The sequence below is a fragment of the Roseateles sp. GW821-FHT02E12 genome (genome assembly GCF_059421665.1).
Window position 1 is genome coordinate 1,056,626 of record NZ_JBWKVK010000003.1, and the last position, 23,731, is coordinate 1,080,356.

Consider the following 23,731-nt stretch of genomic DNA (forward strand, 5'->3'; position numbering starts at 1 on the left):
GGACGGCGATGCTTGCCGGATTGACCGGCAAGCACATCGCCAGGGCGGGCCGGCTTGGGAGCGGCCCGGCGCTCGGCCCGCGATGGCCGAGAGATACTGAAACGTCCAAGCTTGGGAGATGAATCGATGACGGATGGCAGCGGCGCTTTCGTGCATTCGCACGCCCTGGTCGAATCCACGCAGATTGGGCCGCGCACGCGCATCTGGGCCTTCGCCCACGTTCTGCCCGGCGCCCGCATCGGGGCCGACTGCAACGTCTGCGACCACGTCTTCATCGAGAACGACGTCGTCGTTGGGGACCGGGTCACCGTCAAGTGCGGCGTCTACGTCTGGGACGGCATCACGCTGGAGGACGACGTCTTCGTCGGCGCCAACGCCGCCTTCAGCAACGACCCCGCTCCGCGCAGCCGCCAGAAGCCCGCCGAATTCCTGAAGACCCGCGTGCGCGCCGGCGCCAGCATCGGCGCCAACGCCACTATCCAGCCCGGCCTGACCATCGGCCCGGGTGCGCTGGTGACTGACGGCGCCGTCGTCACGCGCGACGTGCCGCCGCGCGCCATCGTCGCCGGCAACCCGGCCCGCATCACGGGCTATGTGGACACGCCCGAAGTCAAGGTCGACGGCCCCGCCATCTCCGCCCAGCGGCTGGGGTCGAACCTGCCGGCGCTGAAGGCGCGGGGCGCCAAGCTGCATGCCCTGCCCAAGATCGTCGACCTGCGCGGGGCGCTGAGCTTCGGCGAGATCGGCACGCACCTGCCGTTCACACCCGAGCGCTTCTTCCTCGTCTACGACGCCCCCAGCGAGGAAGTGCGCGGCGAGCACGCCCACAAGGCCTGCCACCAGTTCCTCGTCTGCGTGAAGGGCAGTTGCACCATCGTGCTGGACGACGGCGAGAACCGCGACGAGCTGCGGCTGGACAGCGCCAAGGTCGGCCTGCACATCCCGCCCATGGTCTGGGGCATCCAGTACCGTTTCTCGGCCGACGCCGTGCTGCTGGTGCTGGCCTCGGACACCTACGACGCGGACGACTACATCCGCAACTACGACGACTTCCTTGCCGCAGTCGGCAAGACACCTGTTTGACGGCCCGCATGAAGCTTCCGTTCCTCGACCTGCAGCCCACCTACGCCGCCTCGCGCGGCGCCATCGACGCGGCCCTGGCCCGCGTGGCCGCCAGCGGCTGGTTCATCCTCGGCAAGGAGCTGGAGGCTTTCGAGCGCCAGTGGGCCGGCTACTGCGGCACGGGCCATGCCGTGGGCCTGGGCAACGGCCTCGACGCGCTGCACCTGGGCCTGCGCGCGCTGGGCGTGGGCGAGGGCGACGAGGTCATCGTGCCCAGCAACACCTACATCGCGACCTGGTTGGCCGTCAGTCAGTGCGGCGCGACGCCCGTGCCGGTGGAGCCCGTGGCCGCCACCTACAACCTCGACCCCGCCCGCATCGAAGCGGCCATCACGCCGCGCACCAAGGCCCTCCTGCCGGTCCATCTGTACGGGCAGCCGGCGGACATGGACGCGATCAACGCCGTAGCCAGGAAGCATGGCCTGCGCGTGCTGGACGACTGTGCCCAGGCGCATGCCGCGCGCTGGCGCGGCAGCCGCGTTGGCGGCCTGGCGGATGCGTCGGCCTGGAGCTTCTACCCGGGCAAGAACCTCGGCGCGATGGGCGATGGCGGCGGCCTGACGACCAGCGACGCCGCGGTGGCCGACGCGGTGCGCGTGCTGCGCAACTACGGCTCGCGGGTCAAGTACCACAATGAGGTCAAGGGCCTGAACTCGCGCCTGGACGAGATGCAGGCCGCCGTGCTGTCCGCCAAGCTGCCCGAGCTGGACCCACTCACCGACGAGCGCCGCCGCATCGCGGCCCGGTTGCTCGACGGCCTGGCCGGTGCGCCGCTCGTGCTGCCCGCGGTGGCCGACGGTGCCGAGCCGGCCTGGCACTGCTTCGTCATCCGCCACGAGGCCCGCGACCGCCTGCAGGCCGCGCTGGCCGAGCGCGGCATCGGCACGCTGATCCATTACCCGGTGGCGCCGCATCTGCAGCCGGCCTATGCCGAGCTGGGTTATGGGCCGGGCGACTTCCCCATCGCCGAGGCCATCCACCGCGAGGTGCTGAGCCTGCCGCTGTGGCCGGGCATGAGCGATTTGCAAGTGGACGAGCTGATCACCGCCGTGCGCGCCGTTGCTTGATGGACATCCTGCGCCTGTGCAAGCACATCGGCCTGCGGCTGGCCCGGCCGGCGGATGCCGCCTTCATCCTCAGCCTGCGCCTGGACGAATCGCGCAACCGCTACCTGTCGCCGGTCTCCGATGACGTGGAGGCGCAGAAGCGCTGGCTGGAGAAATACGTCGAGCGCGAGCAGGCCGGCACGGAGCGTTACTACGTCATCCTCGACAAGGACGACCAGGACATCGGCATGGTGCGCCTGTACGACTACCGCGGTGACTCCTTCAGCTGGGGCAGCTGGGTGGTGAAGGCGGATGCGCCCAACTACGCGGCCATCGAGACGGCGGTCAGCATCTACGAGCTGGGCTTTGGCGTGTTGGGCTTCAAGCGCTCGCACTTCGAGGTGATGCACGGCAACCAGCGGGTCATCGACTTCCACCTCTTCTTCGGCGCGAAGAAGACGACCCGGGACGACGAGCAGCAGCAGTTCGAGCTGACGCTGGCGGACTACCTGGCGGGGCGCAAGCGCTATCGGCGCTTCCTCGTCGAGTCTGGCGACGAGGCTTGGACTCAGATGGCCATGCCGCCGTCCACGCCAACGACCTGACCGGTCACGTAGCTGGCCATGTCACTGGCCAGGAACAGCACCACGTCGGCCACCTCATCCGCGCCGCCGGCTCGGCCCATCGCAATGGCGCCGATGCGCTCGGCACGTTTCTCGTCGCTGATGGAGCGGGCCATGTCCGTGTCGATGAAGCCTGGCGCCACCGCGTTGACGCGGATCTTCTGCGGCGCCAGCTCCTTGGCCAGCGACAGCGTGATGCCCACCACGGCCGCCTTGCTGCCCGCGTAGACCGCCTGGCCGACGTTGCCGCGCAGGCCCATGATGGACGTCATGTTGATGATGCTGCCGCCGCCCGAGCGAGCCATCAGCCGGCTGGCGTACTGGGCGCAGAACAGCACGCCGGAGGTGTTGACGCCGAAGGTGTGGTCGATCTGGGCGGGCGTCACCATGCCGATCAGCGCGTCGTCCAGCACGCCGGCGTTGGCCACCAGCACGTGCAGCTTCTTGTGCGCCTTGAACACGGCCTGGAAGGCGTCGCGCACGCTGGCCGGGTCCGCCACGTCGCACGCGAGCGGTTGCAGCTGGGCCTCGGGCATGGCGGTGCGAACCTCGTCCGCCGCCGCCTGCAGGCTGGCCTCGTCGCGCCCGAGCATGACGACGGTGGCGCCGGCTGCGGCGAGCTTGTGCACGCAGGCCAGGCCGATGCCACGCGATGCGCCGGTGACGACGGCCACCTTGTCCTGCAAGGAGAGGTTGATGCTCATGTTGAGGGCAAGGCAATCAGACGGCTGAAGGACAGGATGAGATCTTGCCCATCCCAGACCGGTGAGAAGTCCAGCGCCTGGCCGATGGGCACCAGGCGGTCGATGGCGCGAGGCGGCACGGCCTGCATCAGCGCCGTCAGTTCCTCGGTGCCGAAGCCGAAGACCGACAGCGTCTGCTCGCGGTCGCTGAACTGCGGCGCGAGCGCGGCGAGGCTGGCGGCGCACTGCTCCAGGAAGAGGCCGTTGCCGCAGTGGATTTCCTTGACCGTGGCGTTTAGACCTTGGTCCAGCACCAGGCGCAGGGGGTAGCTGCCCAGGGTGTTGGAGCCGAGGTGGGCGAGGCCCGCGGCGGCGTATTCGAAGCTCGCGGCCAGGCGGGCCATCGTCATCGCGCCGCTGTTCTCGGCGGCGGCGTCGCGGCGCTTCAGCTCGGCGGCCAGTGCGGCCCAGAAGCGCGGGGCTGCGGCATCGACCTGGGCGTCGTCGCCCACCCAGGCCAGCAGGCGCGGGCTGGAGCAGGCTTGCTGGGCGAACCAGAAGGCGTCGTTGTAGAAGCCTTGGGCCAGCTTGGCGAGGCCGGCGTCGTCCAGCGCCACCACCGCGGCAGCAGACATGGCCGCGGCGGAGAAGCGGTCGGGGAAGCACAGCTCGGTCGCCGTCGGCCGCAGCGGGATGGCGCGCAGCGTGGCCACGGTGGCGTCGCCGCCCCAGACGACGCGCAGCTGGCAGCGGGCCGAGATGGCGCGCGTGATCGCGTCGTCGTGCGGGTAGGTCAGCAGCACGAAGCGGCCGGCCACTGCCTCGCCGACGGGCTCGGCCAGCGTGGCGCGCAGCGCATCGATGACGAAGTCCTGCTGCGGGCTGCCTTTTTGCGAGACGCGCACGAGGTTGGCGTTGCCGGCCAGCAGCGACAGCAGCCAGGAGTACATGAACACCGAGTCCACATTGGCCGGTGCGATGTGGAAGGCCAGGCCGCGGCCCAGGCGCAGCAGGCCCGGGCGGGCCGGGTACTGGGCGGCCAGGTCGCGCAGCGAGGCACCGCGGAACCAGTGGCCCAGCGCGGCCATCTCGGGGAACTGGCGGGCCTGCGGGTGGGTCAGCAGGCGCTGCGAGAAGCGGGCCACGAAGGCGGTGGCGCGGGCGTCGAAAGGCGCCCAGGCCGGCGCGGTGGCGCAGCGGTCGAGCAGGTCTTCAAAAGGCGTGCCGTCAGCGGCACCGAGCAGGTAACGCACGCTCATGCCGGCACCGCCCGCGTGTCGCTGCAGCCGCGCATTTCCACCTGCGGCAGCCGGCCGCTGACGGTGAAGTGCCGCCCCGGGCGGCCGCAGGGGCAGTCGTCTTCGCCGTGCAGCGTGCCGACGTCCTCGGTCAGCAGCGAATGGCCGGGGTAGCTCAGGGGCAGGGCGCTCAGCACCTGGACGACGCCGGGCTCGCCCACCGGCTGCGGTTCCAGCGTCTGCGGGTGGCGGATGACGACGTCGGCGAACACCGGCGCGTGCAGGTGGCCGTGCTCGCACTCCATGAAGATGGAGCCCACCTGTTCCACCATGCCGTAGTAGTTGAAGACGCGGCGGATGCCGAGTTGCTCGCGCAGCCGGGCCTTGAAGTCGTCGTTGCTGATCTGCTGGTCCTGCAGCCGCTTCCAGCCGCCGCCGTGGATCAGCGTGCTCTCGGGGCCGAAGTCCAGTTTCACGCCCAGGCGCTCGGCCTCCTGGCACAGCCCCAGCCAAACCACGTAGGTGAAACCGAACAACAGCACCGGCTGGCCGCGGTGGGCTTCCAGCCAGGCCTGCAGCTCCTCCACCTTGAGCTTGAGGTCGGCGTCCAGCGCGTAGTGGTGGTCGCGGCCGAAGACCGAGAAGCCGAGGATGCCGGCGGCGCGGGCGTTGAACTGGGTGCGGTCCTTGAGCAGGTCGGCGCTGTCCACCACCACCATGGGCAGGCGCTGCTTGCCCAGGAAGGCCGCCATGATGGCCGCCAGCACGCGGGTCTGGCGTACCGAGGTTTCGCGGTCCAGCCGAATGCGCGACACGGCCTGGCCGCTGGTGCCGCTGGAGGTCAGCGTCTTGATGATCTGCTCGGGCGGCACGCTGGCAAGGTCCAGCGTCTTGAACAGGCGCACGGGCAGATAGGGCAGGGCTTCGAGCGACTCGGCCGGCGCGGTACTGAACAACCGCTCGCGCATGCCGGCATAGGGCGTGCAGCCCTGGGCATGCCAGTCGCTCAGCGCGTTGAGCGTGGCCAGCAGCTGCGGGCGCTTGTCGTGCACCGCCAGGCCGTAGGGCTGGGCGAGGTCAAAGGGGAGGTCGGGCGCGTTCATCAAGCCAGTTCGTTCAAGGCCGCATAGTCGCGCTTGCCGGTGGGCAGCAGCGGCAGGGCGGGCAATAGCCGGATGCGGATCAGGCTCAAGGGCAGCTTGAGCTGCTGCACGAGCAGCTCGCGGGCTTGCGTGACAAGGGTCTCGTCGGCGCTCTCGATGGCGACGATGAGCCGCTCGTCACGCCCACCGGCGGCGACGGGCAGCTTGAGTTCGGTGGTGAGCAGGGACTCGACCTCGTCCAGCCCGATGCGGCTGCCGCTGAGTTTGACGAAGCGCTTGAGCCGGCCGGTCACGTAGAAGAAGCTGTCTTCGTCCACGCGGCCCAGGTCGCCGGTGCGCAACACGCCGCCCAGCTCGTCGCCTCGGGCCAGGTCTTCGGCAGCGGTGGCGTAGCCCATCATCACGTTGGCGCCGCGGTAGACCAGCTCGCCGCAGGCGTCGTCCACGCTCAGCTCGCCGCCGGGAATGGCGATGCCGATGGCGCCGACCTTGTGCGCCAGCCGCTCGGGCGGCACATAGCTGATGCGGGCGGTGGCCTCCGTCTGGCCGTACATGACGAAGAAGCGGCCGTTCCTGCCTTCTGCCCAGCCTTGCAGGCGCCGCACGAAAGGCTCGTCCAGCCGGCCGCCGGCCTGCGTGATGGTGCGCAGCGTGGGCAGCTCAGCTTTCTCGAAGCCGGAGCGCAGCAGCATCTGCCAGCTCGACGGCACGCCGGCGATGCTGGTGACGCCCAGCTCGCGCAGGCGTGGCAGGAATTCGGGGCTGAGCACGCTCGCGTCGGAGAGCGCAATGCACGCGCCCGCCAGCAGATGGCTGTGCAGCACCGACAGCCCGTAGGAATAGGACGGCGGCAGCGTCGTCAGCGCGCGGTCGGATGGCGCGATCTGCAGATAGGCCGCGATGGACGCCGCGTTGGCCTGCAGCGCGGTGCGCGCCAGGCGAACCAGCTTGGGGCTGCCGGTGGACCCCGAGGTGCTCAGCAGCAGGCCCAGGTCGGGGTGCAGCGGCGTGGCGGGCCTGCCCTCGGCGAGCCTGACCTCGGCCGGCGCGCCGTGCAGCCAGCTCGGGGCGTAGAGGTCGACCAGCGCCTGCGCCGCCGTGGCGGGCATCTCGGCCGGCAACAGCAGCGCCACATGGCCGCTGCGCAGGCAGGCGAGGTGCTGCACCAGGTCGTCCAGCCGGTTGCGGAAGAACAGGAAACCCAGTTGCCGCTCACCGCTGGCCCGCAGGCGTTCGGCGCTGGCGTCCACGAGGGCGTCGAGCTCGCCGCGGCTCAGGGCTTGGCCCTGTTCGTCGATCAGGGCCAGCGACTCGCTGAGCTGGGGCTGTGCCGCCCAGAGCGGCTGAAGAGTCGCCATGGCCTGGCCAGTGTCAGAGGTATTTGCGGACGATCTGCTTGGCCTTGGCGAAGCTGCTCAGGTCGATCACGTCCTCGGCGTCGATCATGATGTCGAAGGCCTCCTCGATGGCCGCGACGAGGGACATGTGGGCCACGGAGTCCCAGGCGGGAGAGTCGGCGTAGGCGAGTGAGTCGACCACCTGGTCCGGGCTCAGGCCCAGGGCGTCGGCAAAGGTGAGGCGCAGCTTGTCGTCCAGATCGTCCATGTCGTTCATCAGGGCTGTGGCAAAGGCCGGGGCGCATGTCCAGGCGTTGGAAGGCTACCCGGAACCGGGCGGGCCTGAACGCCAATGTACGCGCAGAACTGCGGCCATATCTCGCCACCGAAGGGCGCGGCCTCGCCTCTAGACTGTGGCATCGGCGTCCGGCGAGGAGGCCGCAATGCCGGCTGAAAGGCCGGCCAACCCTGGGCCACCGGCCCGCCTTTCATGACCCAGCCCAATTTCCTGGACCTGGTGCGGCGCCTCGAAGGCCATCAAGCGGCCGGTGAATGGCCGGCCATGCTGCTCGAGATCACCAACCTCGTCATCGCGATGGTGAACGACCCACGCGCGCGCGGCGTCGTCTTCGGCTCGGCCGAGATGGACCGCCTCTGCCAGGCGGCCGGTGCCATGTCGGCCCAGCAGCTCGGCCTTGTAACGCCCACCGCCTACAACGAGCACCTGGCCGTGCACATCGTCACCGAGGTGTACGACAGCCAGGGCGGCCACACGCTGGCGCTCAAGGACGTGATCCGCGCCCGGCCGGACCTGACGCACGTCGTCATCGTCACCAACCTGCACGACCGCACGTTGCCGCTGGACCGTTTCAACCGTGACATGGACCGCCCGGTGCAGGTGCTGGCGGCGCCTGCGCTGTCGCTGCCCGACAAGCTGCGCTGGTTGCAGATGCAGCTGGCCGCGCTCAAGCCCGGGCTGCTGACGCTGTTCAGCCACCACTACGACGTGGCGGCGGTCGGCGCGGCCCAGCCCGGCGTGGCACGCGAGACGGCGTACTTCCACCATGCCGACCACGACATGGCCCTGGGCGTGTTCCTGCCGCATGCGCTGCACGTGGACTGCACCAACCTGTCCCACCACCAGTGCCGGCACCACCTGGGCGTGCACCGGCAGGCCTACTGGCCGCTGGTGTCGCCGGACCAGGGCGTGCGCGAAGGCCATGCCTTCATGGCCGACGGCCAGTTGCTGACCTGCGCCCACGGCTCGGTCAACAAGTTCCTGGCGCCAGGCCGCTACGGCTATTTCGACGTCATCCTGCGCCGCCTGGCCGAGGTGGGGGGCGATCACCTGCACCTGGGCACGCTGCCCAAGGAGGCGCTGGACGCCTTCCGCGAACGCCTCACCGCGGCAGGTGTGGATGCGGCGCGCTTTCGCCACCAGACGCCGGTGCCCAGCCTGTGGACCTGGCTGCGCGACAGCCGCATCGACCTGTGCATCTCCTCCTTCCCGGTGCAGGGCGCCAAGGGCCTGGTCGAGACCCAGGGCGCCGGCCTGCCGGTGCTGATCCAGCAGAGCAGCCTGGCCAAGCTGCACTCCACGCGCGACCTGATCTACGAAGACGCACTGTGGTGGGAAACGCCGGACGACTTCATCCGCGTGCTGGCCGGCCTGACGCCTGAACGCCTGGCCGAGCAGGCCAGCGCCTCGCGCCGCTTCTACGACGAGTGGCACCACCCGCGCGAGCTGGCCTACGCCCTCAACAACCCGCGCCGCACCGCGCCGTGCCCGCCCGTGCGCAGCACGCCCTGCGACACGCTGGCCCTCTACCTCCGGTAAACCGCCGTGATCGACCTCGTCTGCGCCACGCGCGCCACCGAAGCGGAGTTCTGGAACAAGTCCGCCCTGGGCCTGTCGCTGCGCCGCATGGCCCACGAGAACCGGCTGCTGCCGCGCGTCTACTTCGAGAACAAGCGCGGCCTGCCGGCGCTCTACAACGAGCGCATCGCTGCCGCCGACTGCGCACCGGTGCTCGCCTTCATCCACGACGACGTCTGGCTGGACGACTACTTCTTCTTCGAGCACGCCATCGCGGCTGTGCATGCCTTCGACGTCATCGGCGTGGCTGGCAACAAGCGCCGCGCGCCCATGCAGCCCTCCTGGGCCTTCCCGACGACGAAGTTCGAATGGGACGACCGCGCCAATCTCAGTGGCATCGTCTCGCACGGGCCGTCACCCTTCGGCACCATCTCGGCCTTCGGCCCGGTGCCGGCGGAATGCGAGCTGCTGGACGGCGTGCTGCTGATCGCCAGGCGAGACACGCTGCGTGAGAAGCAGATCGGCTTCGACGAACGCTTCGACTTCCATTTCTACGACATGGACTTCTGCCGCAGCGCCCGCGCCGCCGGCCTGCGCCTGGCCACCTGGCCGATTGCCATCACCCATCAGAGCGAGGGTGGCTTCGGGTCCAACGGCTGGCTGGAGAGCTACAAGAAGTACGTCGGGAAGTGGGGCGACTGAGTCACGTCTGAAGACGGCGACGGCGCTGCAGGATCTCGCGCAGGAACATCGCGAGCTTTGGCCGGTCCTCTTCGAGCACACCGAACCGCTCGGGCGTGTCGGTATCGAAATGGATCAAGGGCCAGGGCGGCTCCTGCAGGTCAGCGAGGTGCCGATTCGGTGGAACGAGGCGGGCGATGGCAAGGGGGGGCGGCTCGGAGCCGGTCAGGCGCCGTTTGATGTCCTGGATCTGCTGAGTCAGGTTTGTCCTCGTCATCGCTTCCCAGGCGAATAGCACCGCGTCCGCATCGGCAATCGGGCCGCCCTGCGCGCGTTCAACCTGCAGCACGGGCGCCGGTTCGTCCCGTGGGAACTCGGCCTGCAAGACCTCTGCCCAGGCCTGCTGCAGGCCTTGTACCAGCGGCTCCCACCGCGGGAGATCGGCCTGGTCAATCTCGACCCACAGCCGCACCTCGGGCGCCGGCGCCACCAGCTCCGCCCGCATCTTCCTCGCCAGATCCTCGCGGATGTGCAGCAGCCTGTCCCAGAACTCCGCGCTGACGACCCTGCGATTCTGGCTGTCAGCGTAGATCGCGATCGGGCGGCTCGGGTCGTCATCCTCGTAGAACGGCGCCCAGGCGTGCTGCTCCTTGGGCATCAAGCGTGCCCAGGCAGCGCTGGCCGTCAGGCGCAGGGCCGCCGGCTGCGACATCGCGACGATGTACAGCCGCTCACGCATGCCGGCTTCGCCGAACACCGCCTTGAACATCTCGAGCTCGTGCGCGCACCACTCGCTCTCGAGGTAGTTGTCATGCACGAACAGGATCAGCGCGAACGACGACTCCATGCGTAGGCGCAGCTCTTCGGCGACCGGGCCGGCCACCGGGCCTGAGCTGCTGTCGAGCAGGAAGGCGGGCAGGGGCGTGCCGCGCAGGCGTGCCGCGAGGGCAGCCTCCAGCTCTTTGCCGAAGCTCATCACCCAACCGAACCAGGCGGCGTCGTCGGCGCTTGCGTAGCTGAGGTAGGCGCCGAACTGGCAGTCACGCAGGCGTGGCAGTGGCTGCGGCGCCGGTTCGGGCGCTACAGCCGTCGGGGGCGGGGCGCTGGCGGGCTCCTTGGCGATCGGCGCTGGCGTTGCGGGCTGCTGTTTCTGCGCGCCCTGCATCAACGCCTGCTGCGCGATCGAGAAGAGCGGCGTGAAGTCCTGCGTGGCCGTGTCCGGGCCGAGGTGCATGCTGTAGGTCGTGTTGTGCAGCCGCGCGACGAGCGGCAGGCTCTTGCTGCCCCACTCGTACCGGGCACCGCCCATCAGCACCGGCAGGCAGGCCACGCCGCGTTCGAGCTCGTCGTGCAGGCGGCGGCTCAGCGCGTCCTCCTGCCCGTCCCGCCAAGCCGCGATGGAACGTGGGGACAGCACGGGCACGACCAGGCGCAGCGGCGTGCCCGGCGCCGGCTGGAAGGCGACGCCGTCGCCGCTGAAGCGCAGCGCCAGCGCTGGGCACACCACGCCGTGCGCCTGGTGGCTGGCGTCGTCGTCGGCGATCACCCCGATCGCGATGCTGGCCGTGCCGGCGGGCAGGTCGACCGTGGCGCCGTGGAGGAAGCTTTCGACACCGCCTTGCGAGGGCCATTGCTGCGGGTCTTCCGACAGCCGCCCGTGGTAGCTGAAGGCGCCGGCCCAGCCACAGCGCCGGAGCGCGGCGCGCATCGTCGCCGCCGTCGGCAGCAAGGCGGTGCCGCCCACCGCGAACACCGACAGCCGCGGTGTCATCTCGAGCAGCGGCTGCAGGCTCGCTGCCTCGACGCCGGCCTCGGCCTCACCGCCTATCCACGCCGCGTCGACGAGCAGCACGACACGGTCGAAGTGCGTGGCCGATTCGCGCGCGGGCCGCTGCGCATCCAGGCGACGCTGGCCGGGGTCGGCGACGCGCTGGTCGAGCAGTGCGGCCAGCTGGTCGCACAGGCGGTCGCTGCGCGGGCGGCCGATGACGGCGATGCTTTCGCTGGGCGCTGGTTCCTGGATGCGCAGCGCTATCGCCTCCACCAGGCGGCTCCGCTGGCGCGAGCTGCCGAGCTGGCCCCCCACGGTGGCCAGGCGCGCGATGGGCGGCGTGACGAGCGCGTTGTCGACGAGCAGCAGCGCACGCTGCTTGGGCCAGGCCAGGCGCAGCGCCTCGACCTCGGCCGGCGTGGCCCAGCTGCCGGCGATGACGAGGCAGGTTGCCCCGGGCGCATGCGCCTGCACGGCGAGCGCCATCTCGCGCAGGTCGGCCGCTTGGGCCAGCAGGGCTTCGCGCACGAAGGGGCCACTCGCCGGCGCCAGCCAGGTGGCGCACCAGCGGCGCGGTGCGCCGGCACCGTCGGCGAAAACCTCGGCCAGGCGGCCGGCCGCATCGGCCCAGCGCACATGCTGGCCCGCCGCCTGCAGGGCATGCGCGTCCTCGCGCACCAGCACGCAGCCACCGCGCGCCTCGCCCCACGCGCAGGCGAAAGCGTGCAGCGCGCGCGTGTCGTTCACCGTCGCTTCATTCCAGCGCCGCAGGTCGAGGACGATGAGTGGTGGCGCGAGGGTGCGCGTGGGCCGCGCCAGCACGGCCTGCACCGCCGCATAGACCGCGAAGAGCACGATCTGCGCCGCACCGTACTCGTCAACGAAGAGCGAGAGGCGCTGCGCCGCCATCGTCCAGACCGAGCCGCTGAGTTCCAGCGCGTTGCCCCAGCCGAGTGGTGCCCATGCCGCCTGCGCCGCGGCGGCGAGCGCCGAAACGCCGCCCACCCACATCAGGTCGTGCGGCACGTTGGCCGACACGCGGCCGGCCAGCACGGCGTGCGCGAGCGCGCGCCACGCCAGGTAGGCGGCCAGCACCACGAGCGGCACGCTGACCAGCAGCAGGCACCACGCCAGCCCGCTCGCGACGCCCCACCACGGCGTGCCCTGCCCGAGCTCGAAGGCCAGGCGCTGCGAAAAGCGCTGCGCGGGCTCGAAGATCAGCAGCCCCCAGACGCCGAGTGCGGTGCCGCCCACCAGCCGCCAGGGCCGCAAGCCGGAGGTGGCGGAGGAGGTGATGAAGGTGGAGCCGCGAAGCGTCCAGTGCAGGGTGGCCGCGATCTGCCCAACGAGCAGCGCGGCCCACACGGTCCACCACGCGGTGCGCGCGTCGCCGCGGGCGAGGAGGGCGCAGGTCATCGCCGCGGCGAAGAGCGCGACCGCACCGGCGGCGCCGCGCGTGTTGGCGAGGCGGCGTGCAGTCTCCGTGCCGGCGGCCGCACGGGCCATCACGCTCATGGTGCTCGACGTGAGATCAAGCGGAGACATCGGCACTCCTCTTGCGCAGCGTGATCGCGTCGATCCTGTGGGCACGCCGGCGCGCCAACAGGATCATCCCGGCGATGCCGGCGGCGCCCACGAGCGCCAGCACGCCGAGCCAGAACAGCGCATAGGGCCGCACGACCCGCAGCTCGCCGGTGTCGCTCGCGGGCAGGCGCACCACCTGGGGCGCGGTGCCACCGGCCAGCACGACCCGCTCACCGCGCGCGTCGAACGCGAACGTCTCGGCCTGTATGTTCGCCACCGCATGTTCGATGGGCGATGGCAGCGCGCGCCGGGCCGCGAGGTCCCAGACCCGCACGGTGCCGTCCAACTTGGCAGTCAGCAAATAACGGCCACCCGGCGCGACTGTCAGGTTGCGGACCGGCCCGCCGACCTGCAGCGCCGGCAGCGATTCCAGGCCGCTCGCCACGTCCCAGAAGCGCACGCCACCGTCGGTATCTGCCGTCAGCAGCAGTGCCTGTTGCGGAGCGAAGGCGGCATCCGCGAAGTTGAGTTGAGTCACCGCAGGGCCGAGCGGGCGGCCGGTCGTGGTGTCGTAGATCAGCGCACGCTGGCTGCCACGCACCAGCAGCAGCGGCGTGCCGGCGGTGTTGGCAGTCAAGGACACGGAGCGCACCGAGTCACGCACACGCGCCGCGACCTGCACGGTCGCGCGGGCCGGCTGGTCGCCAAAGCCGTCGGCCACGCGCTCCTTCTGGCGCGCGTTGTCGTCGGCGGCCTGCTGGCGCTGCGCCGGTGTGACGCAGATCTTGTCGGTGAAGGCATCGCCGCGCACCAGGCGGTCGGCCTCACGCCAGACATAGCCGGAGAAGCAGGTGGAGCCGGCGCCGAAGGACTGGCTCTTCAGGTCGATACGGGCTTCGGCGGCCTTGTTGTCGCGCTGCACCTGGTCGCGGGTCGCGGCGTCGACGCAGGCCGTGTCGCCGCTGAAGGCGCCGCGCTCGACGAAGCCGCCGCGGCAGGCGCTGCCGGCCACCACGAGCTGCACCGTGCTGCCGCGCGCGACTTTGCTGCCGCTGGCCGGCTGCATGCGCATCACCGTGCCGGGAATGGCGCGTGTCGCAGTGCCGCCGCTGGCGGCGACACGCAGCGCCAGGCCCATGGAAGCGAGCGTGGCGCGCGCCTTGTCGAGCGGCAGGCCCAGGACGCTGGGCAACGTCAGCGCCGCCTGTTGGGCCGGTTGCGCGGCCGCCGACGCGCCGCCGTTCAGGTCACCGTTCGCATCGAACTCGCGCACGCGCTGCCCGGTCTCCACCGACCAGAGGCGAACCCGGCCGGCGTCCGTCGCCGTCACGAACAGCGTGCCGTCGGCGCTGACATCGACGGCTTGCAGGTCATTCAGCTTGACCTGCGTCACGAGCTGGGCACCGAGGTTGCCGAAGCGCCAGAGTCGCACGCCTTCGTCGGTCGCGGTCATCGCGGTGCGACCCGGGGCGTAGCGCACAAAGATGCCACCCTGCAGCGCCGTATCTTCCACCGCGGTGCCGACAGGCATGGCGCTGCGCGTGTCCCAGGCCTGCCAGAGCCCGGCTTGGCTCAACACGTTGAGCAGTTGGCCGCTGTCGCTGAATGCGAGCGCGCGAATGCCGTCGGTTCGCGCGTTGAACCGCGAACGCAGCTTGCCGGTGTGCGCGTCCCACACGACGATCTCACCGCCGGCGCCGCCACTGGCCGTCCAGCGGCCGTCGGCACTGATCGCGACCGAGCGCTGTGCCGTCGCGGACTGCATGCTCGGTCCCGCGGCAACGGTCAGGCGCGCGCTCTGCCAGAGGCGAATCTCGTGCGCGGCATTGGCCGTCAGCACACGGTCGCCCTGCGGCGAGACGGCCAAGGCCTCCAGCGGCGAGCCGGTCGCCAGGCCGGCCAGCACCACCGGCGCGCCAATGTCGGCCAGCGCGTTGCTGCCTGCTTTCGCCGCCACGTCGGCCGCGCCGGGCAGCTTGTAGGCCACGACCTCGGGACCTTCGTCGGCGACCAGCAGCACGCTGCCGTCGCCCGGCAGCGCCAGCTGGCGGACCTTGCCGACACGCGCGGCGAGCGTGGCAATCACCTTGCCGTTGTCCCAGATCTTGATCTCGCTGCCTGCGGCGGCCGCGACCCGCAGCGCGCTGTCGGAGAAAACGCAATGCGTCACGGCGTCGGAGAATTCCAGGTCTTCGGAACGGGCCGAAGTCGCTGAGCCCATGGGTCTGAGCCGGCCCTTTGCCATCTCGGCTGCACTGAGCAATGCATTGGTGCTGATCCAGGTGCGTGCGTTGGTTGGCACGCCAGGTATTGCGCCGCTGAAGGCTTGTGTGCTGTCCAGGCGGAAGGTCCATGTGGCATTGCCGCGCGCGACGATGAGCCCCGCTGCACCGAAGGCGGCACTCGGCACCGGTTTGCCGTCCCGTCCTTCGACCAGGGTCTTGATCGAGATTTTTTCGAGATCGCTGAGCCAGACTTCGCCACCCTCGTCCCATCCCACGAGATACCGGCTATCGCTGGAAAGGATGGCACCCTGGTACGTCGCGCTGCCGGCGAACTGCAACCACGTCCCGCGCCCGCCCGAGCGCGGGTCGATCCTCCTCACGCGCCCGCTGCGTTCGACGACGGTGAGCCGTTCACCCTTCTCGTCGAGCAACGCCGCCGCGACCGGCTCGCGCATCTGGATGGGCGGCCCGACCAGCGACGCCGTCGCATCGCTGCGCCGCACCTGGATCTCGCCTGACGCGTCGACACTGACGAAATGCGAACCGTCACCGGAGAACGCGAGCTGGCGGTAGGGCACTTCGGAGACTGCGCCGGCGTCGCTGCGGCGGTCTTCGAGCAAGACCTTTGCAAGCTGCGGTGGCAGCACGCCTTCAGGCCGGCTGGCCGCCCAGGCCAGCGCGCCGGCGGTCGCCACGATCCACGCCACCGACAGCACGAGCGGCCGCCACGAGCTGCCGCTTTCGCGCCGCCCGTCGCGCCACATCAGGCGGGCGGCAAAGGCGCGCAGCCAATCGGCCACGAAGCGCAGCAGCTCGCGTGCGCCACGCACCTGGCCGCGTGGGGCGGCGAACCACTTGCGCCAGGCGGGCGGCGCACGCATCGCGAGCTGGCGCGGCGAGAGCCCGTCGATGAAGCCCAGGTAGAGCCAATCGCGGCGTTGGCGTGACGGGTCGGGCGGGGCTGCGGGCGCCGCGCCGCCCGCGCTGCTGCCGCCAGGCGGCGTGCAGTCCAGCGGCAGTACGTCGCGCGCGGCGTCAACGCGCTCGGCGGGCACCTGGTCGAGCAGGCGGCCCACGACCTCGCGGATGCGCTGCTGCTCGGGCGGGCTGAGTTCGTCGAGCAGGCGCAGCGCCAGCCAGTCGGGGAAGCTCGCGCTGCGCAGCCAGGGCAGGCGCGCCAGGCGGGCGTAGTTGGTCTGCATCAGCCAGCGCAGCGATTCCTCATCGTCGGCGCCCATGGAGCGGAACAGCTCCTGGCCGATCAGCAGCGTCAGCTCCCAGCGTGTCAGCGGCGGCACGGCGCAGGCGGCCAGCCAGCGCAGGCCGTTCTCGCCCAGGTACAGGCGCAGCTGGGCGATGAGCTTCTCGATGTCCTTCTCGGGAGGTGCATCGGCGGCGAGGCCGCCTTCCGGCAGGCGGTCGAGCAGCGACGGGTAGCGCCGCGCCGCGGACAGCACGATGGCGGGCAGCTCGCCGCTCGTCAGCTGCACTGCGTAGGCGTCGAGCGCCTCGGCCTCCAGCGGCAGCACCAGGAAACCGGGATCGGCGCGGGCCAGCGGGCGCTCGATGGCGACTTCGCGCTCGCCCCAGTCGCGTGAATCGACCGGCGTGAACATGACGCGCTCGGGCCAGCGCTCCCAGCCGAGCATGGGCCACCAGGGCGTCAGCTTGGCACCGTCGAAGAAGCTGCTGCCGTCGCCGACGACGATCAGGCGGCTCACGCTGTCGGCAGCGGCGCGCTGGGCGACCTGCTCGAAGCGCACCGCATTGCGTTCGGCTCCCTGGCTGTCGACGACACGGCGCTGGTGCGCCGGGTAGAGCAGCCGCGGGTCGCCGTCGAAGAGCCAGATGTCGACGCCCACGCCCTGGCGGCGCAGCCGGTCGGCCCAGCGGAAGAAGAGGCGGCCGCGCAGGTCGTTCTCGTCACGCACGTCGATCAGCACGAGGTAGGTCGGCCGGGTGCGGCGCGAGCGCCAGCGCAGCGTGAGGTGGCCGTGGCGGCGCAGCGTGGCGGCGATGGTGCGCGCCGGGTGCAGCACGCGGCGCATGCCGGCGTCCTCAGCAGGCGGGAGCACGTGGCGGTCCATGCGCGCCGCGGTGGCCTCGCTCATCACGGGTACGACGCGTTCGGCCTCGCTTCGCCAGATGGACACGTCGAGCTGCACGCCGCCGCCCTGTCGCTGGCGTTCGACATGGCGGCGCGACAGCGCAAGCGCCGGCGCGTAGAGCAGCAACAGCAGCGGCGCCGGCAGGCCCAGCAGCACGGCCACCAGCCAGGGCTGGAGTTCGCGCTGGAACTGGTGCACCGCCTCGTAGCCGGCGTTGCCGTCAGGCTGGCCGACTTCGGCGCGCGTCACGCGCGGGGCGCTGGCTGGCGCCGGGGTGGCCACGGCACTCGCTGCCGGTGCGATCGGCACCGGCTGTTCGATCGGCGGCGTGGCCTGCCTCTGCTCGCGCAGGCGCTGCACCAGCATGCTGGCGACGGCGAGCACCGCCAGCGCGATGAAGATGCGCACTGGCCACTTGCTCGGCGGCCGTGGCGCGGTGTCCGGCGTGGGGGCTGTCTTGTCGTCCAGCAGGGGCGTCGTCGCCGTCGTCGGTGGTGGTGCGGCCCGGGTGCGACCCTCGAGCCAGCGGTCGAACACGGCACCGAAGCGCTGCTGCTCGGCGGCGGACTTGCAGTACACCGCGCCCAGGTAGGTCTTCAGCGGCGCCGCATCGTCGCCTCGCCACAGGCCGGCTTCGCCCAGCCGCACGAGCAGGCGCGTGGCCGACAGCAGTTCACGCGGGCCCACGACGAAGCCGTCCCGCTCGAGCGCCTGGTGCAGGCCGAGCAGGCCATCGGTGTCAGGCAGCCCGGCGCCATCGTCCACGTCAGCGCACTCCCTAAGACTGCTTCGTCCAGGTGCCCAAGTGCTTGCCGAAGGTTTCGGCGTCGCCCTTGCCCTTGGCCACCGCTGACGCCGCGCGGCGCGCGCTCGCGAGGTTGGCGTCGTGGCGCAGCGGCTCGTCGGGCTGCGCCTCGGGGTCGGCGGCGACGACCTTGGCCAGGTCGATCAGCTCCGAGGTGCCCGGCGTGAAGACGATGTCGCGCCCGGCCAGCTTGGTGTAGGCCTCGAAGCACTCAACGAGCTCGCGGAACAGCGTCGGCAGCTCGGCCGGCGGCTTGCCGTCCTCGCCCGGGCCGAGCACGCGCGCGCTGACGATTCGCGCCAGCGTCGCCGCGTTCGGCGGTGGGATGTTGTAGTACACGCAGCGGCGCAGGAAGGGTTCGGGCAGCTCGCGTTCGGAGTTGCTCGTGATGATGACGATGGGCCGCGTGTCGGGCGTGCGCGCGGCCTCGAAGCGGCGGCCTTCGAGTTCCGGGATCTCGTAGCTGAAGCGTTCGATCGCGTTCAGCAGGTCGTTCGGGAAGTCGCGGCTGGCCTTGTCGATCTCGTCGATCAGCACCACGCTGGCACGCCCTTCCAGCGGCGCCGGGTGGGCCGGCGAGAGGCGGATGCCGGTGGCCGCGGCGCCGGGGCTTTCAGCGTCCGCCGTCTGCGCGTTCGCGCCGGCCAGCGGCTTGGAGTAGATGACTGCCTTGCCCAGCGCGGCCAGCGTGATAAAGCGCTCGGGGTCGGCCCGCCCGTCGGCCCCAGGCTGCGCCGCCGCCATGCGGCCGATCATGTCGAAGTTGTAGAACAGGTCTCGCGCCTCGCTCACCGACTGCGCCTCGAAGCGCAGCACCGGCGCCAGGTCGAACTCCCAGGCCGCGCGGTCGGCGAACTGCGACTTGCCCGTGCCGGGCCGGCCGGTCAGCAGCAGCGGGCGGCCGAGCAGCAGCGCGACGTTCATCGCGTCGACCAGCCCGGGGTCGGCGCTGTAGTCGGCCGGGTCGTCCATGCGGCCCTGCGCGATCAGCGACGCGCATTGCGCCTCGTCGTCGATCTCGGTGCGCCAGCGCCTCGTCTTGTCGTCATCGAGACGGCCACGGCCGACAAAGAGGCGGGGTTTCGCGTTCGGCATCTCGTCCTCAGGGTTCAGCGCGGCGCGTGCACCGCGCCGCAATGCTGGCAGATCTCGGGCTCATGGTCGACGAAGGACTCGACCTTCTCGCCCAGCCGCGTCTCGTCGTCGCCGAGCAGCGTCTGGTCCTGCAGGTTCTCGAGCTTGGTCAACACCTTCTCCTTCGGGCCGTAGAGCCAGTGCAGGCCGGGGTCGTCCTCGAGCAGTTGCCAGGTGTCGCAGCCGGCGACGCGGCGTAGCCGCACCGGCAGCGACTGCGTCTTCGCGAGCCAGACCCGTATCCCTTCGTCGCCGTTCTTGCCCTTGGTGTCGTTGACACCGAGAACGACGAGCAGCTCCAGGCCGTCGTCCGGCATGTCGGGCAGCTTCTCGCGGTCGGCTTCGCGCAGCGCTTCGCTGACCTCGTCGTCGTACAGCAGGATGAAGTCGGACACGGTCTCCAGCCACTGGCGCAGCATGCCCGGGCCCCAGTTGTCCTTGCGCGAGCGGACGGCGGTCTTGGTGTCGAGATAGGTGCGGATGCGGCTCGTGACCGGCTCGACCAGCGGCCCGGCGGCGCGGCCCGGGAAGCCCGAGACGAAGACGTCGCGGCGGTATTCGATTTTCGAGAGTGCCTTGGGCAAGACCACCGGGGGCCGCTCCTTCAATGCAGGTCGTTCTTGATGCGCTTGAGCATGGTTTCGACCGCGTCGCCCCAGCCGGACGGGTCGATGGACTGCAACGCGATCAGCCTGCGGGCATCATCGTACGGACCGAGGAACTGGAAATCCCCAACTCTGCTGACGTCGCCGATGCGGCTGCCGTCCGGGTTGAAGCGCAGGTAGGCCGGGTTCATCGACTCGGCGAGCACGAAGTACGGCAGCACGGCCTCACCGGCGGCGCGGCGCTTGAGCAGCGTGTCGAGCTCACGCCGGCATTCGTCGGAATCCCAGTAGGTGTCGCACAGCAGGCACAGCATGTGGGTGCAGCCGGCAAGCGCCGCATCAACGCTGGCGCGCCAGGGCCGCCCGGCGGCGATCTGCTGGCTGTCGATGAAGTAGTCGAGGTTCCAGTCGTCGGCGTAGTTCTTGAGGCGGATGCGGAACTTGGCCGCCATGTCGATCCACGGCTTCTCGTGCTTGTAGGAGATGAAGATGTTGTTGGCGGGCATCGACCAGGGCTCCTTTCAGGCGCTGCGCAGGATATCGGCCGCGACTGGTCTTGACCATACCGAGGATCGAACTGTCGGCGCGGAGCGTCAGCGCGGGCTCAAGCCGCTTGCCGGGTCGAACCGCTCAGAACCACTCCACCGGCAACGCCAGCCCCACGCCCTTCAGCAGCCCGGCCCGCGCCGCCTTCAGCTCCGGCGTCGGCGCCGGCCAGCGCCGGTAGACGTGCAGAAAGTCCAGCACGACGGTCGTGTTGTTGGAGGCTTCCTGCTGCCCGCGCCGGGCACCGGGGTTCACGTAATCCTTGTGCATGACAGCCCCGCCGCCCGGCACGTGCACGGGCATCGCGCGCGAGCAGACGCCCAGCAGCCAGTCCCAGTCCTCCTGCGAGGCGAGGTGGGCGTCGAAGGTCAGCTCCTGCAGCAGGCTGCGCCGGTAGGCCAGGCAGTGCAGGGGGATGAAGTTCTTGACCCACAGCGTGTTCACGTCGGCACCGGCCAGCGGCGTGGCCACCCGGCCCAGCTCGGGAATGCCGGGCTGCTGGCGGTCCTCGGTGACGATGGTGATGTCGGTGAACAGCACCTGGGCGTCGGCGCGCTCGCAGTGCGGCTTCAGCGTCGCGAGGTGGTGGGGCTCGAACGTGTCGTCGTCGTCCAGGAAGATGACCCACTCGCCGCGCGCCATGGCAAGGCCGCGGTTGCGGCTTTCGGCAGGGCCGTTCGGGCCGGTGCGCTTGAGGAAGCTGTCGGCCGGGCCGAGGTCGCGGGCGACGACGGCGGCCGTGGCGGCGTCCAGCGCGTCGGCCACCAGCAGGATCTCGAAGCCGGCAAAGGTCTGCGCCCTCAGCGACGCAATCGCGCGTGCGAGCGTGGCTGGCCGGTTGTGCGTGGCCATGACGATCGAGAAGAAGGGGGCAGTCATGGCCGGCGATGCTAGGTCAGGGCGGGGGCGGCTGGCCATCGATTTGGCATCAGTGGCGCGGGCTTCTTGTGCGATGGCGGGGCGATGCCTTGGTTAGCATCCGTCGACCATGCCCTTGATTTCCGTCGTCATTCCGGCGCTGAACGCCGAGCAGACCCTTGGCGAGACGCTGCAGAGTCTTGCCCACCAGAGCCTGCGCGACTTCGAGGTCGTGCTGGTCGACGATGGGTCGACCGACTCGACCGCCGACTTGGTCGCCCGTTTCGAGGGCCAGCTCAGCCTGCGCCGCATCGCCCACGACGCCCCGCAGGGCGTGGCCCGGTCCTTGAACGACGGCCTGGCGGCCGGCGACTCCGAATTCGTCGCTCGGCTGGATGCCGACGATCTGGCGCACCCCGAGCGGCTGCGCCTGCAGCTGGAATTCCTGCAGGCTCGCCCCGACGTGCACATCTGCGGCACCCAGCTCGTCGTGTTCGACCACGAGCGCGGCCTGCAGAACCCGCTGGGCCTGCTGAGCCACCCGACCGCCGACGCCGCCATCCGCACCGCCTTCGTCCAGCGCTGCGCCATCGCCCATCCCTCGGTCATGGCGCGCCGCCGGGTCTTCGACTGGGTCGGTACCTACGACCCCGCCTTCGACTTCGCCGAGGACTACGAGCTGTGGTGCCGCGCCAGCGTGGCCGGCGCCACGTTCGGCAACGTGGAACTGCCGCTGACCTACTACCGAAAGCATGCCAAGCAGGTCAGCCAGACGCGGGCCCAGCAGCAGTGGGGGCATGACCTGACCATCAAGCAGCGCTACATGCGCAGCTTCCTGCGCGGGCGGGAGCCGGGCCGGCTGCCGGAGTTCCTGGCGCTGCAGACGCGCTACGCCAACCGCGCCGATGCGCTGGCTGCCTACGGCGAATGCGCCCAGCGGCTTGTCGAGCTGGCCGGCCATGTGCCGGACGCCGCCGAGTACGCCGCCTTCTCCAGCGCGGCCATCGCGCGCCACCTGCAACTGGCCGAGGCAGCCTGATGCAGCGCAGCTTCGACATCTTCGACACGCTGATTGCGCGCCGCTGCATCCGCCCCGTGGCGGTGTTCGAGGAGATGGAGCGCCGGCTGAACCTGAAGGGCTTTGCCGCGCTGCGCGTCAATGCCGAGCGCAGTGTGGCCCACCTGGACTACGGCCTGGCCCACATCTATGAAGCCATCGCCGGTGTGCTGACGCTGGATGCCGGCCAGAAGCAGGCGCTGATGGAGCTGGAGATCGCCATCGAGCTGGAGAACGTCGTGCCCGTGGCCGATGCGCTGGCCAAGGTGCAGGACGACAGCCTGCTGATCACCGACATGTACCTGCCGGAGTCCGTCATCCGCCGCCTGCTGCAGCGCGCGGGCTTGGCCGGCCATGTCGCCATGCTGCGCGGCGCCAGCGGCAAGCGCACGGGCCAGGTCTGGGCCGCGCTGGCGGCCGCCGGACAGGTGCTGGCGCACGAGGGCGACAACGTGCTGGCGGACGTGCGCCAGCCCGAGGCCGCCGGCATGGCCGCCACGCACGCCACGTTGACCGAGCCCACCGGCCTGGAAGCGGCGCTGCTGGACGCCGGCTTCCCCGAGCTGGCCCAGACGCTGCGTGCCGCGCGCCTGGCCACCGGCAGCCGCGGCATGGTGCCCGATCTCGTGCGCCTGCAGACCGAGTTGAACCTGCCCGTGCTGCTCATCAGCGCGCTGCACCTGCTGGCCACGGCCGGCGAGCTGCCGCAGCTCAATCTGCTGTTCTCGGCACGCGACGGCCGCTATCTGATGCAGGTCTACGACGCGTTGGCGTCGGCCCTGCCCGGCACCCATCCGCGCAGCCACTACTGGTACAGCTCGCGCTTGGCGCGCCTGTCTGGCGACGAGACCTACCTGGCCTACTGCCGCGAGAAGATCGGCAGCGCCGCCTGGCTTGTGGACCTCTGCGGCACGGGGGCGTCGGTCATCGCGCTGCGCGAGCGTCTGGGCATCTCGGCCCAACAGGCCCAGCTGTTCGTCTGCGAGTTCATCGACTCGCCCGGCTACACGGCCCGGGTGCTGCAGCGCTACGGCCTCAAGCAGTGGCAGCCGCCCGCGGCGCTGTGGACCAACCGCGACCTCGTGCACAACGACGTGCTGGAGCTGCTGAACTACGTGCCCGAGGGCATGGTCAGCGGCGTCATCGCCGTGCCGGGCGGCTACGTGCCCAAGCGCGAGCCGCTGGAGTTCGACGCGACCGTGCTGGAAGCCGTGAAGACGCAGGCCGCCTTCATCGCCGACTACGCCGCCCAGCTCGGCCGCTTCGCCCGCCCGGCGCTGCTGGACGAAGTGAAGCGCGACATCACCGGCCTGTGCGCCGTCGTCGGCCGGACGGCCATCACGCTGCAGCCGCAGATGGCCACGCTGCTGAACGCCTGGCTGCCGCAACACCAACACACCGAATACGCGCTGGCCGCCCGGCTGAACGCGCTGAGCTGAACCAAGGAGA

The 23,731-nt window shown here is 70.6% G+C and carries 18 protein-coding genes; 7 read left to right on the forward strand and 11 right to left on the reverse strand.

The genetic code is table 11. The features are described from left to right. The first annotated feature begins 126 nt into the window (after nucleotides 1–126). The 3 genes from AC07V5_RS22740 to AC07V5_RS22750 are packed head-to-tail and all read left to right on the forward strand — an operon-like array spanning nucleotide 127 to nucleotide 2,773. Nucleotides 127–1,083 carry a WxcM-like domain-containing protein gene (locus AC07V5_RS22740; protein ID WP_495117982.1) on the forward strand — a complete coding sequence of 319 codons (957 nt, stop codon included), beginning with the start codon at nucleotides 127–129 and terminating at the stop codon, nucleotides 1,081–1,083. Nucleotides 1,084–1,091: 8 nt separating this feature from the next. Next, nucleotides 1,092–2,189, forward strand: a complete 1,098-nt coding sequence (locus tag AC07V5_RS22745) for a DegT/DnrJ/EryC1/StrS family aminotransferase (protein WP_495117983.1) — start codon at nucleotides 1,092–1,094, stop codon at nucleotides 2,187–2,189. Then, on the forward strand, nucleotides 2,189–2,773 hold the full coding sequence (locus AC07V5_RS22750; RefSeq protein ID WP_495117984.1) for a GNAT family N-acetyltransferase: 585 nt from the start codon (nucleotides 2,189–2,191) through the stop codon (nucleotides 2,771–2,773). The genes AC07V5_RS22745 and AC07V5_RS22750 overlap by 1 nt, the downstream gene beginning before the upstream one ends. On the opposite strand, the gene AC07V5_RS22755 is transcribed toward AC07V5_RS22750, so the two are convergent. From AC07V5_RS22755 to AC07V5_RS22775, 5 genes are read right to left on the reverse strand one after another with little or no spacing between them, the layout of a single operon-like run. Continuing rightward, nucleotides 2,737–3,495, reverse strand: a complete 759-nt coding sequence (locus AC07V5_RS22755; RefSeq protein ID WP_495117985.1) for an SDR family NAD(P)-dependent oxidoreductase — start codon at nucleotides 3,493–3,495, stop codon at nucleotides 2,737–2,739. The genes AC07V5_RS22750 and AC07V5_RS22755 overlap by 37 nt on opposite strands. Next, nucleotides 3,492–4,733 (reverse strand): acyl-CoA reductase, encoded by a 1,242-nt coding sequence (locus tag AC07V5_RS22760; RefSeq protein ID WP_495117986.1) that lies wholly within the window; start codon nucleotides 4,731–4,733, stop codon nucleotides 3,492–3,494. The genes AC07V5_RS22755 and AC07V5_RS22760 overlap by 4 nt, the downstream gene beginning before the upstream one ends. Next, on the reverse strand, nucleotides 4,730–5,815 hold the full coding sequence (locus AC07V5_RS22765) for a LuxE/PaaK family acyltransferase (protein ID WP_495117987.1): 1,086 nt from the start codon (nucleotides 5,813–5,815) through the stop codon (nucleotides 4,730–4,732). Before AC07V5_RS22765 ends, AC07V5_RS22760 begins: the two co-directional genes overlap by 4 nt. Continuing rightward, nucleotides 5,815–7,173 carry an AMP-binding protein gene (locus tag AC07V5_RS22770; protein WP_495117988.1) on the reverse strand — a complete coding sequence of 453 codons (1,359 nt, stop codon included), beginning with the start codon at nucleotides 7,171–7,173 and terminating at the stop codon, nucleotides 5,815–5,817. The genes AC07V5_RS22765 and AC07V5_RS22770 overlap by 1 nt, the downstream gene beginning before the upstream one ends. Before the next feature lie 13 nt (nucleotides 7,174–7,186). Next, on the reverse strand, nucleotides 7,187–7,420 hold the full coding sequence (locus AC07V5_RS22775) for an acyl carrier protein (protein ID WP_495117989.1): 234 nt from the start codon (nucleotides 7,418–7,420) through the stop codon (nucleotides 7,187–7,189). 222 nt (nucleotides 7,421–7,642) lie between these two features. Between AC07V5_RS22775 and AC07V5_RS22780 the strand changes: the two genes are divergently transcribed. Beyond that, nucleotides 7,643–8,989, forward strand: coding sequence for a hypothetical protein (locus AC07V5_RS22780; protein ID WP_495117990.1), 1,347 nt, complete (start codon nucleotides 7,643–7,645; stop codon nucleotides 8,987–8,989). A gap of 6 nt (nucleotides 8,990–8,995) precedes the next feature. Next, nucleotides 8,996–9,670 (forward strand): hypothetical protein, encoded by a 675-nt coding sequence (locus AC07V5_RS22785; protein ID WP_495117991.1) that lies wholly within the window; start codon nucleotides 8,996–8,998, stop codon nucleotides 9,668–9,670. Nucleotide 9,671: 1 nt separating this feature from the next. Here the strand turns inward: AC07V5_RS22785 and AC07V5_RS22790 are convergent, their stop codons facing one another. The 6 genes from AC07V5_RS22790 to AC07V5_RS22815 all read right to left on the reverse strand — a co-directional run bounded on the left by AC07V5_RS22790 (nucleotide 9,672) and on the right by AC07V5_RS22815 (nucleotide 21,246). Continuing rightward, entirely contained in the window at nucleotides 9,672–12,965 is a 3,294-nt protein-coding gene (locus AC07V5_RS22790) for a hypothetical protein (RefSeq protein WP_495117992.1), read from the reverse strand. Then, the gene (locus AC07V5_RS22795) at nucleotides 12,952–18,042 is read right to left on the reverse strand and encodes a PASTA domain-containing protein (RefSeq protein WP_495117993.1); all 5,091 of its coding nucleotides are present in this window, start codon (nucleotides 18,040–18,042) and stop codon (nucleotides 12,952–12,954) included. The genes AC07V5_RS22790 and AC07V5_RS22795 overlap by 14 nt, the downstream gene beginning before the upstream one ends. A gap of 13 nt (nucleotides 18,043–18,055) precedes the next feature. Further along, the gene (locus tag AC07V5_RS22800; protein ID WP_495117994.1) at nucleotides 18,056–19,177 is read right to left on the reverse strand and encodes an AAA family ATPase; all 1,122 of its coding nucleotides are present in this window, start codon (nucleotides 19,175–19,177) and stop codon (nucleotides 18,056–18,058) included. A 14-nt stretch (nucleotides 19,178–19,191) separates the two neighbouring features. Then, nucleotides 19,192–19,800: a hypothetical protein gene (locus AC07V5_RS22805; protein WP_495117995.1), complete on the reverse strand. Its 609-nt coding sequence runs from the start codon at nucleotides 19,798–19,800 to the stop codon at nucleotides 19,192–19,194. 20 nt (nucleotides 19,801–19,820) lie between these two features. Continuing rightward, on the reverse strand, nucleotides 19,821–20,327 hold the full coding sequence (locus AC07V5_RS22810) for a toll/interleukin-1 receptor domain-containing protein (protein ID WP_495117996.1): 507 nt from the start codon (nucleotides 20,325–20,327) through the stop codon (nucleotides 19,821–19,823). 124 nt (nucleotides 20,328–20,451) lie between these two features. Beyond that, a complete protein-coding gene (locus AC07V5_RS22815) occupies nucleotides 20,452–21,246 on the reverse strand; it encodes a glycosyltransferase family 2 protein (RefSeq protein WP_495117997.1) in 795 nt (264 codons plus the stop codon). A 109-nt stretch (nucleotides 21,247–21,355) separates the two neighbouring features. On the opposite strand from AC07V5_RS22815, the gene AC07V5_RS22820 reads away from it, so the two are divergent. Together AC07V5_RS22820 and AC07V5_RS22825 are read left to right on the forward strand one after the other, a co-directional pair. Further along, entirely contained in the window at nucleotides 21,356–22,264 is a 909-nt protein-coding gene (locus tag AC07V5_RS22820; RefSeq protein WP_495117998.1) for a glycosyltransferase family 2 protein, read from the forward strand. After that, on the forward strand, nucleotides 22,264–23,721 hold the full coding sequence (locus tag AC07V5_RS22825; protein ID WP_495117999.1) for a hypothetical protein: 1,458 nt from the start codon (nucleotides 22,264–22,266) through the stop codon (nucleotides 23,719–23,721). The genes AC07V5_RS22820 and AC07V5_RS22825 overlap by 1 nt, the downstream gene beginning before the upstream one ends. The last annotated feature ends 10 nt before the right edge of the window (nucleotides 23,722–23,731 follow it).

Excerpts from the sequence above, each read along its gene's own strand:
- AC07V5_RS22740 (WP_495117982.1), top strand. The coding sequence starts at position 127 with ATGACGGATGGCAGCGGCGCTTTCGTGCATTCGCACGCCCTGGTCGAA.
- AC07V5_RS22745 (WP_495117983.1), top strand. The coding sequence starts at position 1,092 with ATGAAGCTTCCGTTCCTCGACCTGCAGCCCACCTACGCCGCCTCGCGC.
- AC07V5_RS22750 (WP_495117984.1), top strand. The coding sequence starts at position 2,189 with ATGGACATCCTGCGCCTGTGCAAGCACATCGGCCTGCGGCTGGCCCGG.
- AC07V5_RS22755 (WP_495117985.1), bottom strand. The coding sequence starts at position 3,495 with ATGAGCATCAACCTCTCCTTGCAGGACAAGGTGGCCGTCGTCACCGGC.
- AC07V5_RS22760 (WP_495117986.1), bottom strand. The coding sequence starts at position 4,733 with ATGAGCGTGCGTTACCTGCTCGGTGCCGCTGACGGCACGCCTTTTGAA.
- AC07V5_RS22765 (WP_495117987.1), bottom strand. The coding sequence starts at position 5,815 with ATGAACGCGCCCGACCTCCCCTTTGACCTCGCCCAGCCCTACGGCCTG.
- AC07V5_RS22770 (WP_495117988.1), bottom strand. The coding sequence starts at position 7,173 with ATGGCGACTCTTCAGCCGCTCTGGGCGGCACAGCCCCAGCTCAGCGAG.
- AC07V5_RS22775 (WP_495117989.1), bottom strand. The coding sequence starts at position 7,420 with ATGGACGATCTGGACGACAAGCTGCGCCTCACCTTTGCCGACGCCCTG.
- AC07V5_RS22780 (WP_495117990.1), top strand. The coding sequence starts at position 7,643 with ATGACCCAGCCCAATTTCCTGGACCTGGTGCGGCGCCTCGAAGGCCAT.
- AC07V5_RS22790 (WP_495117992.1), bottom strand. The coding sequence starts at position 12,965 with ATGTCTCCGCTTGATCTCACGTCGAGCACCATGAGCGTGATGGCCCGT.
- AC07V5_RS22800 (WP_495117994.1), bottom strand. The coding sequence starts at position 19,177 with ATGCCGAACGCGAAACCCCGCCTCTTTGTCGGCCGTGGCCGTCTCGAT.
- AC07V5_RS22810 (WP_495117996.1), bottom strand. The coding sequence starts at position 20,327 with ATGCCCGCCAACAACATCTTCATCTCCTACAAGCACGAGAAGCCGTGG.
- AC07V5_RS22815 (WP_495117997.1), bottom strand. The coding sequence starts at position 21,246 with ATGACTGCCCCCTTCTTCTCGATCGTCATGGCCACGCACAACCGGCCA.
- AC07V5_RS22820 (WP_495117998.1), top strand. The coding sequence starts at position 21,356 with ATGCCCTTGATTTCCGTCGTCATTCCGGCGCTGAACGCCGAGCAGACC.
- AC07V5_RS22825 (WP_495117999.1), top strand. The coding sequence starts at position 22,264 with ATGCAGCGCAGCTTCGACATCTTCGACACGCTGATTGCGCGCCGCTGC.